Annotated in this window: 13 protein-coding genes, 1 tRNA gene and 3 pseudogenes; 9 read left to right on the forward strand and 8 right to left on the reverse strand. The window is 60.0% G+C overall.

Translation table 11 applies throughout. The annotated features are described in order from the left end of the window. The first annotated feature begins 16 nt into the window (after positions 1-16). On the forward strand, positions 17-835 hold the full coding sequence (locus tag V4R08_RS00365; protein ID WP_335577508.1) for a lytic murein transglycosylase: 819 nt from the start codon (positions 17-19) through the stop codon (positions 833-835). Positions 836-1,398: 563 nt separating this feature from the next. After that, on the forward strand, positions 1,399-2,616 hold the full coding sequence (locus V4R08_RS00370; protein ID WP_335577509.1) for a GGDEF domain-containing protein: 1,218 nt from the start codon (positions 1,399-1,401) through the stop codon (positions 2,614-2,616). A 307-nt stretch (positions 2,617-2,923) separates the two neighbouring features. On the opposite strand, the gene rpoH is transcribed toward V4R08_RS00370, so the two are convergent. Next, a complete protein-coding gene (gene rpoH / locus V4R08_RS00375) occupies positions 2,924-3,823 on the reverse strand; it encodes an RNA polymerase sigma factor RpoH (protein WP_335577510.1) in 900 nt (299 codons plus the stop codon). Between the two features lie 215 nt (positions 3,824-4,038). Continuing rightward, complete coding sequence (locus tag V4R08_RS00380) at positions 4,039-5,112, reverse strand: RluA family pseudouridine synthase (RefSeq protein ID WP_335577511.1); 1,074 nt, start codon at positions 5,110-5,112, stop codon at positions 4,039-4,041. Between V4R08_RS00380 and V4R08_RS00385 the strand changes: the two genes are divergently transcribed. Both V4R08_RS00385 and V4R08_RS00390 read left to right on the forward strand, forming a co-directional pair. Further along, positions 5,111-5,443, forward strand: coding sequence for a hypothetical protein (locus tag V4R08_RS00385; RefSeq protein WP_335577512.1), 333 nt, complete (start codon positions 5,111-5,113; stop codon positions 5,441-5,443). The genes V4R08_RS00380 and V4R08_RS00385 overlap by 2 nt on opposite strands. Positions 5,444-5,497: 54 nt before the next feature. Continuing rightward, positions 5,498-5,572 (forward strand) — tRNA-Glu (locus tag V4R08_RS00390). Positions 5,573-5,814: 242 nt separating this feature from the next. Here V4R08_RS00390 and V4R08_RS00395 read toward each other — a convergent pair. After that, entirely contained in the window at positions 5,815-6,030 is a 216-nt protein-coding gene (locus V4R08_RS00395; protein WP_335577513.1) for a hypothetical protein, read from the reverse strand. 121 nt (positions 6,031-6,151) lie between these two features. Here V4R08_RS00395 and V4R08_RS00400 point away from each other — a divergent pair, with 121 nt between their 5' ends. Further along, the gene (locus V4R08_RS00400) at positions 6,152-6,391 is read left to right on the forward strand and encodes a hypothetical protein (RefSeq protein ID WP_335577514.1); all 240 of its coding nucleotides are present in this window, start codon (positions 6,152-6,154) and stop codon (positions 6,389-6,391) included. 39 nt (positions 6,392-6,430) lie between these two features. Here the strand turns inward: V4R08_RS00400 and V4R08_RS00405 are convergent, their stop codons facing one another. The 3 genes and pseudogenes from V4R08_RS00405 to V4R08_RS00415 form a co-directional block, all read right to left on the reverse strand. After that, positions 6,431-6,571, reverse strand: a complete 141-nt coding sequence (locus tag V4R08_RS00405; RefSeq protein ID WP_335577515.1) for a hypothetical protein — start codon at positions 6,569-6,571, stop codon at positions 6,431-6,433. A gap of 34 nt (positions 6,572-6,605) precedes the next feature. Beyond that, positions 6,606-6,777: pseudogene (locus V4R08_RS00410) on the reverse strand (twin transmembrane helix small protein). A gap of 271 nt (positions 6,778-7,048) precedes the next feature. Next, positions 7,049-7,234, reverse strand: a pseudogene (locus V4R08_RS00415) (hypothetical protein); the annotation flags it as partial. A gap of 265 nt (positions 7,235-7,499) precedes the next feature. On the opposite strand from V4R08_RS00415, the gene kaiC reads away from it, so the two are divergent. The 4 genes and pseudogenes from kaiC to V4R08_RS00435 form a co-directional block, all read left to right on the forward strand. Beyond that, entirely contained in the window at positions 7,500-9,179 is a 1,680-nt protein-coding gene (kaiC, locus tag V4R08_RS00420) for a circadian clock protein KaiC (protein WP_335577516.1), read from the forward strand. A gap of 29 nt (positions 9,180-9,208) precedes the next feature. Continuing rightward, positions 9,209-9,487, forward strand: a complete 279-nt coding sequence (locus tag V4R08_RS00425; protein ID WP_335577517.1) for a circadian clock KaiB family protein — start codon at positions 9,209-9,211, stop codon at positions 9,485-9,487. Next, on the forward strand, positions 9,484-10,968 hold the full coding sequence (locus tag V4R08_RS00430; RefSeq protein ID WP_335577518.1) for a sensor histidine kinase: 1,485 nt from the start codon (positions 9,484-9,486) through the stop codon (positions 10,966-10,968). The genes V4R08_RS00425 and V4R08_RS00430 overlap by 4 nt, the downstream gene beginning before the upstream one ends. 116 nt (positions 10,969-11,084) lie before the next feature. Then, positions 11,085-11,276 (forward strand): annotated as a pseudogene (locus V4R08_RS00435) (hypothetical protein); the annotation flags it as partial. A gap of 407 nt (positions 11,277-11,683) precedes the next feature. Here the strand turns inward: V4R08_RS00435 and V4R08_RS00440 are convergent. Together V4R08_RS00440 and V4R08_RS00445 are read right to left on the reverse strand one after the other, a co-directional pair. Next, positions 11,684-12,418, reverse strand: coding sequence for a hypothetical protein (locus V4R08_RS00440; RefSeq protein WP_335577519.1), 735 nt, complete (start codon positions 12,416-12,418; stop codon positions 11,684-11,686). Positions 12,419-12,539: 121 nt separating this feature from the next. After that, on the reverse strand, positions 12,540-12,935 hold the full coding sequence (locus V4R08_RS00445) for a hypothetical protein (protein WP_335577520.1): 396 nt from the start codon (positions 12,933-12,935) through the stop codon (positions 12,540-12,542). Between the last annotated feature and the right edge of the window lie 306 nt (positions 12,936-13,241).

Consider the following 13,241-nt stretch of genomic DNA (forward strand, 5'->3'; position numbering starts at 1 on the left):
AACAGGACGTTCAAACATGCTCAGATATGGTTTGGCCCTCACGGTCGGCGTTTGGCTCGCAAGCGGCTTGCTGGGCGGCGCGGCGCAGGCCGCGCAATGCGGCGGCGACTTCAACGGATTTGTGGCCGCGATGTCGCGGGAAGCCGCGGCGGATGGCATTTCGCAGAACGTGATCTCGCAGGCGCTCGGCGGCGTGCAGCAGGACCGGGCGGTGCTGAATTTCGACCGCCGCCAGCGCGGCACCTTCCGCAAGAGCTTCGAGCAATATGCCGCGACCCGCGTCACCGCCAGCCGCATCAAGGGCGGGAAGGCGATGCTTCTGCGTCACGCCTCGCTGTTGTCTCGGATCGAAAAGCAGTTCGGCGTGCCCCCGCAGATCCTCGTCGCGATCTGGGGACTGGAAACCGATTTCGGCCGCGGCGACATGGGCAAGCTGCCGGTATTCCGGGTGCTCGCGACCATGGCGCATGATTGCCGGCGCACCGAGCTGTTCCAGCGCGAGCTGCTGGCGGCGCTCAAGATCGTGCAGCGCGGCGACCTGCGCCTCAGCGACATGATCGGCGCCTATGCGGGTGAGATCGGGCAGACCCAGTTTCTGCCCTCGTCCTACATCAAGTACGGCGTCGATTACGACGGCAACGGTCATGTCGACCTGCGGCATTCGGTGCCGGACGTGCTGGCCTCGACGGCGAATCTTCTGAGGGCCAACGGCTGGAAGGCCGGCGGCGACTATCACCAGGGTTCGGCCAATTTCGAGGCGATGCGGGAATGGAATCGCTCCGAGGTCTACCGCAGGACCATCGGCTATTTCGCCGACAAGCTGGCCGGACAGTAAGACTGGCTATTGCCGCAACAGCCCGACCCGGCGGTGTTGAGCCGGGTCTTGGCGATCCGGTAATGGCGCGCTCGCCTGCGCCGGGCCATGCGCCGCCCAGCCGGAAGGCTCGGGCGAAGCGAACCCCACCCGAGCCGTTGAAAAGCTACTTCTTCTTTTTCTTCACGGTCTTTTTGGCCTTCTTCGCCGTCTTCTTCGCTTTCTTAGCCATAATATCCTCTAGGGTTAAATGGTTGAAACGCGACTTCGAGGCGTGCTCGGCGGAGGGCCAGCCTCGCAACAGCCTCGGAAACTGATCCGAACAGATTCGGATGTACCTGTCGTCGCGCCGTCACGCCGTCGTCATCCTGTTATCCACAGGTGTTGCGTAGCGCGAGGCCGGCTGCGCGACCATCGAGCGAGGCGACGGACCGGCGTGGCATTCATTGTTTCAAAACCACGGCGGGGGGTTGTTTCATCGCGGTGAGGTTCCGTTAAGCGCTGCGGCTGCACGTTGTCCGGGCGACGGGGAAGTCGTGAGAACAACCAGGGGAGGCGGGGCGGCACGCGCTCCGGACTCGCGGATGCTGAGCGTACCGACGCTGTGGGTCGTGTTCGTCGTGAATTTCATGGCGTTGGGTCTGGTCTGGACCTACGTCATGCGCAGCTATCCGACGCTCGTGGCCGCGCGATATTGGGCCTCGGCTGCCTTCGTCGCCGCCTTTTTTACCGCAGTATCGATGCTGCGCGGTCAAGTCGATTCAATGCTGCCTCTGCTGTTCGGGGGTGGCGGGTTGATCTTCGCGATCTGCCTTTACACGATGGGGATCCAGCGCTTCTACGAGCGGCCCGTCTCCTGGCAAGCGATGTTCATCACGGTCGGGTTGAGCGTCGCAGGCCTCGCCTTTTTCCTGTACGTGCGCGACGACATCCGGATGCGCATTTTCATCTATTCAACGGCTCAGGCGGTACCGATCGGCATGACGCTGAAGATGGTGCTGTCGCGCAGGGCAGGTCGCATCAATTCGGGAGCCCAGCTCGCGGCAATCGTTGGCGTGCTCATCATGTGCGTCAGCGCGATCAGATCGGTTTGTGCATTTTTCGACATCGGCGGCGGAGTGTCCTACGTCAACTTCAACGACCTTCAGGCGGCCTTGACTTTAGGTCTCGTATTTCTGTCGATGGCCTGGAATTTCGGTTTCCTGCTATTGGCGATCGATCGGCTGCGTAACGAGGTTGCCGGCCTCGCGCTGGTGGACGACCTCACCGGCGTCGCCAACCGGCGGCAGTTGCTGGGGCGGCTGGAGGAGGCGTGCGCAATGTCGCAACGGAGCGGCGAACCGTTCGCGCTGCTCGTGATCGACCTCGATGGTTTCAAGCAGATCAACGACACTCACGGTCACGCCGCCGGCGATGCCTGCTTGCGGCATTTCACGCTGATGACGCAGATGCAATTGCGGCCGGGCGATCTGCTGGCGCGCACCGGCGGCGACGAGTTCTGCATCCTCTTGCCGGCCACAACGCTGCGCGAGGGCGCAGTGGTCGCGCGGCGCGTGCTGAGCGCATGCCGTGAAGACGCCGCCGGATGCGCAGGCGCCGATGTCCCGATTGCGGCATCGATCGGGCTCGCTCAATGGACAATGGAGATCGGAATCTGCTCGGAGCGTCTGCTCGCCGCAGCCGATCATGCTCTCTATGCGGCCAAGAATCAGGGGAAAAACCAGTATGCGACCTGCGATTCCGCGCCGTCGATTGTCCCGGATTTCCCGCCGGAGCAGGCCGCGCTGGATCAGAAGGCGTAAGCGCCGCGAGAGCATTTTCCGGCGAAGTGGAATCCGGTCCGCGTAAAGAAAAATGTTCTCAATTAGAGCGTTTTCGAGCGAAGTGGATACCGGTTCGCGTGAAGAAAACGCGTCAAATCAAAATCATAGAGCCTCGCTTCTGATTCCATCAGAAGCGAAAAGGCTCTAATAACTTGCGCGCATTCTGATCGCAAAACCGGTATCCACTGCGCTCGAAAACGCTATAGACCGGCGATCCCTCTCGCCCGCAAACGAAAAGGCCGGCGTTGCCGCCGGCCCTCATTTTCCTAAACCGAAGCTGCCAGCGCTAGCGGGCGGCTTCCAGAGCGGCTTGTTCCTGCCGTGCGATCGTGGTCTTCACCGCCGATTGCACCTTCTCGAAGGCGCGAACCTCGATCTGCCGCACGCGTTCGCGCGACACACTGAATTCGGCGGCGAGATCTTCCAGCGTTATCGGCTCATCGGCGAGGCGTCGTGCCTCGAAGATGCGGCGCTCGCGCGGGTTGAGCACGCCCATCGCGCCGGTCAACGCCTGACGCCGATGATCGAGCTCCTCGTGCTCGGCCATGATGGCTTCCTGGGTGGGCGAATGATCGACCAGCCAGTCCTGCCATTCACCGGCCTCGCCATCGTCGCGGATCGGTGCGTTGAGCGACGCGTCGCCACCGAGGCGGCGGTTCATGTCGACAACGTCCTGCTCCGTGACGCCGAGACGCTTGGCGATCAGCTTGACCTGATCCGGGCGCATATCACCCTCTTCAAGCGCGGAAATCTTGCTCTTCGCCTTGCGCAGGTTGAAGAACAGCTTCTTCTGGTTCGCGGTGGTGCCCATCTTCACGAGCGACCACGAACGCAGGATATACTCTTGTATCGACGCCTTGATCCACCACATGGCGTATGTGGCGAGGCGGAAGCCCTTTTCTGGCTCGAACCTCTTCACCGCCTGCATCAGGCCGACGTTGCCTTCCGAAACGACTTCCGAGATCGGCAGGCCGTAGCCGCGATAGCCCATGGCGATCTTGGCCACGAGTCGCAGATGGCTGGTGACGAGATGATGTGCCGCCTCGCGATCGTCATGTTCGCGCCAGCGTTTGGCGAACATGTACTCCTCGTGCGGCTCCAGCATCGGGAACTTGCGAATTTCGCCAAGGTAGCGGGAAAGACCAGATTCTCCGTTGAGAACCGGCAGGGTAGCAGTACGGGCCATGGGAGCGCCCTCCACTGGTTCAGGCTCCCGATAGCGGCGAGCCTGGCAGGCAGTCCCTTGTTAAAGCCGACCGCGCTGCGATGTTCCGCGTTGGGTATTCAACGCAAGTGCAGCATATACCAGACCGGTGAGAAAAGGGAAGAACAAAAAGGGATTACGATCTCGTAATGCTGCCATAACCATTTGGTATAGCTATGCTTTCCTGAAATACTGCGTCATTCCGTCGCCGCCAAAGCCGTCCGAAGCAGAAGTAAATCCTCCGGCAGGGCCGCTTCCCAGCGCAGAACTTCTCCGGTCCTGGGATGTTCGATCACCAGCAGATATGCGTGCAGCGCCTGCCGCCCAAGAGCGTCGAGCGCGGTTCGGGCGGATGCCCCTAGTTGGTTGGCCTTGGTTTTGAAATGCGGGCCATAGACGCCGTCACCCATCAGGGGGTGGCCGGCATGAGCGAGGTGCACCCGGATCTGATGGGTGCGGCCGGTCGCGAGCTGGCAGGCGAGGAGGGCGGCGACCGGTTTACCGTCACGGCCGCTGAAGGCCTCCCGCACCTCCCAGTGGGTGATCGCTTCGCGCCCGCCTGCGCGCACGGCCATCTTCTCGCGGGCATAAGGGTGGCGGTCGATCGGGGCGTCCACGGTGCCGTGCGGGCGGTTTGGCAGTCCCCAGGCAAAAGCCAGATAGCCCCGTCGCAACGGGCCTGTGCGTCCGTGATCCGCGAATTGCGCGCTCAGCGACTTATGCGCGGCGTCATTCTTGGCAACGACCATGAGTCCGGTGGTGTCCTTGTCGAGCCGATGCACGATGCCGGGACGGCAGACGCCGCCAATGCCGGACAGGCTTTCCCCGCAATGCGCAATGAGGGCATTGACCAGCGTGCCGGTCTCGTGGCCGGCCGCGGGATGGACGACCAGTCCCTTCGGCTTGTTGACGACGATCAGATCGTCGTCCTCGTAAACGATATCGAGTGCGATGGCTTCCCCTTTCGGTTCGGCCGATATCGCCGGCGGCACGTCGATTGTGATCGTATCCCCGGCGGCGACATGATAAGCGGGGTCGCGAACGGGGGCCGGATTGATCGATTCCTTTGCGACAGAGATTTTTGCAACGGAGAGTTTTGCAACACAGACCTGGCCCGCGAGAATCAGCGACTTCAGGCGCGATCGCGACAGCGCGGGATTGTGAACCGCGAGGACGCGGTCAAGGCGCGCAGACCCCTCGTCGCCCGAGACAGCGACCTCAAGCCTTTGACCGCAATCCGACGATGAGCCTTTTAAAGCAGAGCCTTGCATGACCGAGCCTGTAAATCCTGAGCCGACGCCGGAACAGGCCATGCTGTTTGCGCGGGTGCGGCGGATGATGTTGGTCGCGGGTCTGACCACGGCGCTGGCCGTGGCGGCCGTTCTGATCGCCATCGGCTATCGTCTTTTCCGCGCCGAGGGAAGCAGGCCGGCGGCCGACGTTACCGCGACCCTGCCGAAGGGAGCCATGGTCACCGCAACCGCGGTCGCGGGTGACAGGCTCGTCGTGACCCTCGATATCGGCGGTTCCGTCCAGATACGAACCTTCGACCTGCACACGCTGCGGCCGGCCGGGACGTTGAAGTTCGCGAACGAGCCCTGATTTCGGACGGTACCTTGCAGCACACCGATTTCGAGGCTATTGCCTGTTTTGTACGCTCCCTTCGTCTAGCGGTTAGGACGCGGCCCTCTCAAGGCTGAAACAGGGGTTCGATTCCCCTAGGGAGCGCCAAGAAATACCAATCACTTAGATGGATATGCTGTTTTCTTGTCCGCGTGCGGGTAAGCAAGAGGTAAGCAGCAGCGCCTGTTTCCGCTGGAAATAGGGGCCTTCCGGCTTTCTCGCTCATTCTGCCAAGAAGGCGCTGGCTGCGAGGGCGGGGCCGGGCTGAGGACGTCCACAGGACGCTGCAGGGGTTCCCGGCCGGCGGGGTGGTTGTCCGGGTTAAACTCGGCACCCAAGGACGGATCGATCTAGACGCTGATGTCGACGACACCAGTTTTAGCCGTTGGCACCGAGGATGAGGCTGTAAGCGCTGAGTTCGATGAGACGGTTTCGGCCGCATCCACGGCCTGTTGGTCAGCTTTGAGTACATCTTCCGCCGCCTTGGCGGCCTGGTCTGCCGCGAGTTTGGCCTGCGCCTGCTGTAGGGCGGTCTGTGACGATGTGATGCTGGTGATGCTGCTCATGGCCTGCGCTCCTGGTTGATGAATGTTAGGCCTATAATCGTTAACGCGATCTGAGAGAGCGACTCGCGCTGGCCGCGGGGAACGTCTAAATTGATCGGCATCGTCGGCAGCGAGTACCGCGATGACCCGAACCCCGAAAGACCTTGCTGATCGGATGGCGGCCCGGCGTCGGCAGGCGAGCGCGGATGACGGCTATGCCCACGAGACCTTCACCCAGCCTCGGGACCAGGCCCGTGAGACCGCGAGGGCGTTCCTCAAACGATGGCCGGCTGAAGCGTACATGAGCCAAGTCGAATCCTGGCACGAGACGCCCGGTGGCGAGATCGAGTTCACGATGAAGCGGCTGAGGAGCGCCGACTAAACTGCTTTGATGGGTACGAAGATCGCGAGCAAATCTAGCTCAGTGTAAAAATCCCAGGCTGGCTGCCACGATAAGCCCGATCCCTATGAGCGCTGCTATAAGGCCAAAGCCGCCGAGGAAAAGGAAAATATTGTCGGTCGGCCCCTGCGGCATCGGTTCTTGCTTTTCCATCTCATCCATATGAACTCATCCTATTTTTGGTACCGTGAAAATCCTATTGCTGTGTGTCCATTACCCAGATCGTCGCCATGGCGATGGAAATCGCGATGAACTGTAGAAGGATCCGCATTCGCATTAGGTTCTGCGAGCGGACTGCCGCCGCGCATCATGTTTGTGAGGCCCATCAGCAGCACCGCCGCGACGGAGGCTAGTGAGATTGGCAACAAAGACCTCTCGCCGCTATGTCTCTAGCAACTGTGTGGGCGCAGATGAGTTCCTAGCCACGTGAGGCACATCGCACAAAAAGGCCCGCCGAAAGGCAACAGAGCGGGCCAGTTCGGGTTCGGGAAATCGGACCTGCGGGGCTAATTCCCGTTCCACGCGGATAACGCTTGGGGCGGGGCCGCGTTCCTGACAAAAGAAAGGGCAACGCAAGACGTCCCGAAGCAAAGAGACCGCCGGCGAGGGACATCACCGACGGGTCGCGCGAACGGATGGCTAGTCTGTCCGGGCCGGATAATGCGCTGGGCTAGGCAGGGATTTCGAAAGCCTGTGTGCCTCACAGCGGGCTGGCCAGAGCCAGCCCCGAATGGGGTCATAGCGCCCCACCGTGAGCCGCCGGCTCCGGCCATTGGCATTGCGGTACTGGACGAGAAAGGATTTGGCCCCGCTTTTCTTCACCCGGAGGCTGAAACGGGGGTTCGATTTCCCTAGGGAACGCCAAAACTAAATATCTGAAATAATTCATTAATTTGCCATTTTCCTCAATCAAGGGCTTAAAACCGCGCAAACGCGAAATTTTATTTCGCGGTTGGCGTAATGCCCCCGAAATTGGAATTTTTCAGACGGATTGATTCAAATACCAGTACCCTTCTGCCCTCTGAGGCAAGTGGCGCCGCTTCACTAATTCAGGTATCGGTTGCGCTGTTGAATTTTGTGCGAGCGCGTAATGTCTACGCCCCATGGCATTTCCAAATCCCTTACCGGGATTGACGGCTTCGACGACCTCACACTAGGCGGTGTTCCGACCGGACGCCCAACCCTGGTCTGCGGTTCAGCCGGCTGTGGCAAGACGCTCTTCGCGACAACGTTTCTCACCCACGGCGCGCGCGAATATGGCGAGCCTGGCGTTTTCGTCACTTTCGAGGAACGTCCGGGAGACATCGTCAGCAATGTCGCCTCGTTGGGCTTTGCGCTCCACAAGCTGGTGGACGATCAAAAGATCGCTTTCGAACATATCACTTTGGAGCGCTCAGAACTTGAGGAGGCTGGCGACTATGATCTGGAAGGTCTCTTCCTCCGGATTGAGGAAGCTATCGATTCAATTGGCGCCAAGCGAATCGTGCTGGACACGATCGAGAGTTTGTTCTCGGCCTTTTCCAACCAAGCGATTTTGCGCGCCGAAATTCGCCGATTGTTCGACTGGCTGAAAGACAAGGGAATGACGACGGTCATTACCGCAGAACGTGGTGATGGCTCGCTCACGCGGCAGGGGTTGGAAGAATACGTCTCAGACTGCGTGATTTTGCTTGATCACCGAGTCCAGAACCAGGCTTCGACGCGACGCCTTCGCATCGTGAAGTATCGCGGCACCGCGCACGGCACGAATGAATATCCATTCCTCATCGATCAGGATGGCTTCAGCGTCCTGCCCGTGTCTTCCCTTGGCTTGAATCACAAAGTTTTCGAGGATCGGATTTCCTCCGGGATTGCGGACCTCGACGACATGCTGGCAGGCGGCGGTTTCCACCGGGCATCCAGCGTACTTATCTCTGGCGTCGCCGGCTCCGGTAAATCATCGGTCGCTGCAAGCTTTGCAAACGCCGCTTGTGCTGCCGGCGAGCGCGCTCTGCTTTTTTCCTTCGAGGAATCCGCCGATCAATCCGTCAGAAATATGAAGTCCCTTGGGATCGATCTTGGCCGATGGATCAAATCGGATAAACTTCGATTCATTGCCGCGAGGCCGACATTCTATAGCCTTGAAATGCATCTGGCCGTGATGTTGCGCGAGGTAACCAGGTTCGATCCAAGCCTCGTGGTTCTCGATCCGATCTCCTCATTCCTCGAAAGCGGCGATCGCATGGAAGTTCAATCCATGCTGCTGCGTGTGATCGATTTTCTGAAAAGCCACGGCGTGACCGCGATATTCACCCATCTCATGCACGGCCAGGATGAGAAGGTGCAGACTGACGCGGGCCTTTCGTCCCTTATGGATGCCTGGATTCTTTTGCTCAACCGTGAAGTCAGCGGAGAGTTCAATCGCGAACTCTATCTGCTCAAGGCGCGCGGCTTGTCGCATTCGAATCAAGTCCGCGAATTCGTCATGAGCGACGATGGTATCAAGCTCGTGCCCCCATATCTCGGAGAAAGCGGTGCCCTGACCGGCACCGCCCGCAGGAATGAAGAAGCCAAGTCCCGGCGGGCTGAAGTGCGCCGCCGCGCAGATGTGTCGCGGGTCCAGCAGCAAATTCAGCAAAAGCGGCGGCGTGCCAAGGCTCAAATGGAGGCTTTGCAGGCAGAACTCGATGCGGACGAGATAGAGCTCAAAGCGATCACAGACGATGAAGGCGAATACCTTCGCCAAGCGGTGGATGACAAGGCTGACCTTCAGAGGAGTCGCAAATCCTAGCGGCAAAAAACAAATATAAGGACGTGTCCATGGCTCCTCGCAAACTCCTTCTGTATGTGGCGGGACAGACGCCGAAATCTCTTGCCGCGATTACCAATCTGGAACGCATATGTGCTGAGCATCTCCCCGGTCAGTACACGGTAGAGGTGATCGATCTGCGGCAGAACCCAAAGCTCGCACGCGAACACAGCATTGTAGCAATCCCAACTCTTGTGCGCGAACTGCCGGTTCCTCTGCGCAAGCTCATCGGCGATCTTTCCGACACTCACAAAGTGTTGGTGAATCTCAAGATCAGCGACAGCGTATGACCCCGGATCCGTCCTCAGACAAAGACCTTCAGATCGCCGACCTTCGACGCAGGCTCGCCGAGGCGGAGGAAACGGTGCGAGCTATTCGCGAGAATGAGGTCGATGCGCTGGTGATGCGCGGGCACGTGGACGACGAGATTTTCACCATCGGGGGAGACCACGATTCCTACCGGGCATTCATGGAAGTTATGGAGCCAGGCGCTGCTGCGCTCGACGGGTGTGGGCGGGTACTTTACGCCAACAGCACACTTACGCGACTGCTCGACATCTCACTCGCTCAATTGCAGGGAAAGTTATTGGTGGACGCCTTTACGGCCGACACCGGCAAAGATATTGGGCGCCTGCTTAAACAAGCACACACGACCCGACAAAGTTGCGAAATTCAATTGCCGCGGGGCGAAGAGGTCGATCTTCACTTTATTGCGATGGCGAGCCCATTGCAGATCGGCACGAGCCGAGGCCATGCCGTAACCTTTGCCAATGTGACAGAGCGGGTTCTTAATGAGGGCGCTGAGCAGAGTGAACATGCCGCTCGCGCGGTCATTGCCTCAGCCAACGAAGCTGTTCTAGTGTGCGATCGCGACGGAGTTGTTACCCACGCCAACGCCGCGGCCAGCATTGTCTATGACGGAAACCCAATCGGAAAGATTTTTGCCGAAATCATTCCGCTGTTATTCCGCGACTCCACTGGACTCCTGCAAGCAGACGACATCATCGAGATGGTGATCGCCGGCACTCCTTTGCGGGGGATCGAGGCAATCGCATCGAACGCGCCGAAAGTGAAGGATTATCTGGTCAGCGCCGCGCCACTACGGGTTGCTGGCGACCGCATCAGCGGCGCCGTGGTGACCATGGTCGATCTTTCGCAGCGCAAGGCTGCTGAAAAGCAGCAAATCCTTCTCATGCGTGAACTCGATCATCGCGTAAAAAACACGCTGACCTTGGTCGCATCTATTAGTAATCGGACGGCTTCCAATTCAGATACGGTGGAGGCTTTCCAGAAGGCATTTTCAGGCCGCATTCAGGCGTTGGCGGCGACCCACACCTTGCTCCTGGGAAATTCCTGGTCATCCCTGAAACTGGGCGATATCGTCATGACCGAGCTTGCACCTTATATCGAATCGACGAAGGAACAGGTCACGGTCGAGGGGTTGAACATTGCGGTCACGCCCCACGGCGCGATAGCTTTTGGGTTGATTGTGCACGAGCTCACGACCAACGCGGTCAAATACGGCGCACTCTCGCAAGAGGGAGGTCACGTCACTGTGCGCGCGGTTGGTCGCGACAGTGAGAAAAATGGCGCCTTTGTCCTCGAATGGCGCGAATCCGGGGGACCGCGCGTCACGCGCCCTGAGCGAAAGGGATTCGGACACACAGTTGTTGAGCGAAGCTTGCAGTATTCTGGCGGGGGTGCGGAGTTCGATTTTGATCCGGCGGGCGTTATCTGCCGCATCGCTATTCCATCGGAGGAATTAAGCTAGGCACATATGTAAGGTTCGAAGCGTGATCCCGTCAAAACTCTGCCTTTCGCGATGATGCTGCGCGATTCGATCCGCCGAGGCTTCATGCAACGCAGGCCGACAAGAGGGCGGGCCGGAAGGTCATTCATCGGTGCGGGCCATGGCGAAGCTTCGAGGTCGTCGAGTTCGCGACGTTGCCCATCGGCAACATCCCGCCGGACGAAGCCGAGGTACGCCATGATCGAAGAGCCGGCCATGGCAGCCTGACTCAAACCAAACGGCCTCCGGCAAACCCGGCACGGTTCACCTCCGCGTCCATGATGCGTTGAAGCGATGCCACCCAGGGTAGCCGCAGGGCACGTGATAGTCTAAGGAGCGAACAGAAAACCAAAAGCAATAGCAGCCCCGACGGAGCAGCTATGGAGCGGCGACACGTCAAGCATACCTGTCGTCGCCGAGCGTGCGCGCAGGAAGGTGAGCGCCTTCGTGCGGACGCTGAATAGCTGCAGGAAGGTCCGGAGCGCGACGCACTTCTCAAAAGGGCGGCGAGGCGGATAGCTGCACACCTATCGACCACATCACAGTCCTCATGTGGCATCGGCCGCAGGTTCGCGGTATTCAGGCTAACGCTTGTTAGAGCGCTTACCGTTCTGATGGAATCAGAGCGGGCGCTCCAAGCTATTGAGTGGTCGCATTTCCTTACGGTGAACCGGTGTCCACTTCACCGGTAAGCGTTCTAGTCCCGGTGGTGCTTGCGACTCTTCGTCCACGTCGACTGCGAAACACGCACTTCTGAATCGATTCGCGGCGTGTGCAGATGCTCCTGGGCGATGGTGATCGGGCCGGGTTCACCGTACTGCGGCCGCGGCCTGACCGCAGCCTTCGCTTGTCGCGGCAGCGGTTTGCCGTTTTTGCCAATGAGCTGCGTGGTGACTTGTGCGCCGGGGTGCTTCTTCAGGATGTCGGCGATGAAATGCGCGACATCGGCCGGCGGCACCAGCCGGCCTGGCCGCAACTGAACGTCGACGATCTTGCGCGTGACCGGATCGTAAGCGCACTCGTAAGCGTGCCGCAGCCACTGATTCTGTGCCGTGAGAACCCGAATGCCATCGCCGCGATAGCGAATGACGCCATCCTTGCCAGGCTTTTCGGCTTGCGTGAACATGCCGCCGAACGGCCGCGACAGCCAATCATAGTCGATCGGGGCCTTGGCCTCGATCAGCGGCACGCAGGCCTGGGCGGCGGTGTCGGCGCTGCGGCGAACGCAGTTTGCGTCGCAGGCGGCGGCGGATGGCGCGGCCGGTGGCTCGGCGATGGTCGGCGGCAGGCCGGGCGAGTTGATTTGCGCGGCTCGAATCGGCTTGTCGCCCTGCGCCAGGGATGCCCCGGTTATGCCTACCAGCAAGGCCGCGCCACTGAGCGAGCCGCCTAACAGCAATATGCCGATTCCGCCGAGCGTGCGCGCCTTCATTACAGCCCCAATATAACTTTATTGAAATCCCCGCCTTTAACTACATTAGCATCGGCGGCAATTCAATGAAAGCGGCCGCCGAATTCCGGCAACTGTGGACATTCGGCCTCACCGTCGCGTTTCAGCGGCGAGCCAGGGTCCAGCCCCGCCGGCCGTGGGCCTTGAACAAGGCCGAGCGCGACAGCAGGACGCTGAGCGCATTGCGCGGATGCTGGCCGCCGAAGCTGATGCCTTGACTGTCGAGATAGTCCAGGATTTGCGTTGTCGCGACCGGTTTATCCTGCCGCTGCAGGAAGGTCATGACCGATTCGGTCGCCAGCATTTGTCGTGAGGTGGCCTGACGCGCCTCGTTAGCGGTCTCATCCGCATGGGCCGGCTGCGCCAGATAGTTGTTGCGAAGCTCGATCAGGACGTGAACCTTCTGGTCGAGCTTGTCGATTTCTTCTTTCGCCGCGGCGATTTCCCGATCGATGAACGCGAAAAACGCCGGTGTATTGCCTTCCGCCAGGGTGTTCATGTGATCTCCGTCTGTAGTTGCGTACCGGTAACGTTCGGACGACATCGTCTTCACCGGCGTGGTGGGCGGACCGGACCGGGCCACCGCTGACCGGACCAAGGGTTACCGTAGCCCGTGGCGGAAATGCAACCGACTGTCAGTGGAAATGATTTTATCCACAATGGTTTAGCTTAAAATTGTAAGGAACTGGACACGCCCGGTTTGGAGCCGCCGCTTGTCCGCGAGCGAGCCCGCAACGGCGGAGCAAGGGTCACAGGAGCGGCGCGGGCATCCTGAAACGGCGACGCACGCTAACGTGATGTTAGC

The organism is Nitrobacter sp. NHB1 (genome assembly GCF_036964665.1).
GTDB lineage: Bacteria > Pseudomonadota > Alphaproteobacteria > Rhizobiales > Xanthobacteraceae > Nitrobacter.

What these genes read in the sequence shown, in the direction of transcription:
- kaiC (WP_335577516.1), top strand. Translation starts at nt 7,500, where the DNA reads ATGTCTACGCCCCATGGCATTTCCAAATCCCTTACCGGGATTGACGGC.
- V4R08_RS00440 (WP_335577519.1), bottom strand. Translation starts at nt 12,418, where the DNA reads ATGAAGGCGCGCACGCTCGGCGGAATCGGCATATTGCTGTTAGGCGGC.
- V4R08_RS00430 (WP_335577518.1), top strand. Translation starts at nt 9,484, where the DNA reads ATGACCCCGGATCCGTCCTCAGACAAAGACCTTCAGATCGCCGACCTT.
- V4R08_RS00395 (WP_335577513.1), bottom strand. Translation starts at nt 6,030, where the DNA reads ATGAGCAGCATCACCAGCATCACATCGTCACAGACCGCCCTACAGCAG.
- V4R08_RS00365 (WP_335577508.1), top strand. Translation starts at nt 17, where the DNA reads ATGCTCAGATATGGTTTGGCCCTCACGGTCGGCGTTTGGCTCGCAAGC.
- V4R08_RS00385 (WP_335577512.1), top strand. Translation starts at nt 5,111, where the DNA reads ATGACCGAGCCTGTAAATCCTGAGCCGACGCCGGAACAGGCCATGCTG.
- V4R08_RS00405 (WP_335577515.1), bottom strand. Translation starts at nt 6,571, where the DNA reads ATGGATGAGATGGAAAAGCAAGAACCGATGCCGCAGGGGCCGACCGAC.
- V4R08_RS00370 (WP_335577509.1), top strand. Translation starts at nt 1,399, where the DNA reads ATGCTGAGCGTACCGACGCTGTGGGTCGTGTTCGTCGTGAATTTCATG.
- rpoH (WP_335577510.1), bottom strand. Translation starts at nt 3,823, where the DNA reads ATGGCCCGTACTGCTACCCTGCCGGTTCTCAACGGAGAATCTGGTCTT.
- V4R08_RS00380 (WP_335577511.1), bottom strand. Translation starts at nt 5,112, where the DNA reads ATGCAAGGCTCTGCTTTAAAAGGCTCATCGTCGGATTGCGGTCAAAGG.
- V4R08_RS00425 (WP_335577517.1), top strand. Translation starts at nt 9,209, where the DNA reads ATGGCTCCTCGCAAACTCCTTCTGTATGTGGCGGGACAGACGCCGAAA.
- V4R08_RS00445 (WP_335577520.1), bottom strand. Translation starts at nt 12,935, where the DNA reads ATGAACACCCTGGCGGAAGGCAATACACCGGCGTTTTTCGCGTTCATC.
- V4R08_RS00400 (WP_335577514.1), top strand. Translation starts at nt 6,152, where the DNA reads ATGACCCGAACCCCGAAAGACCTTGCTGATCGGATGGCGGCCCGGCGT.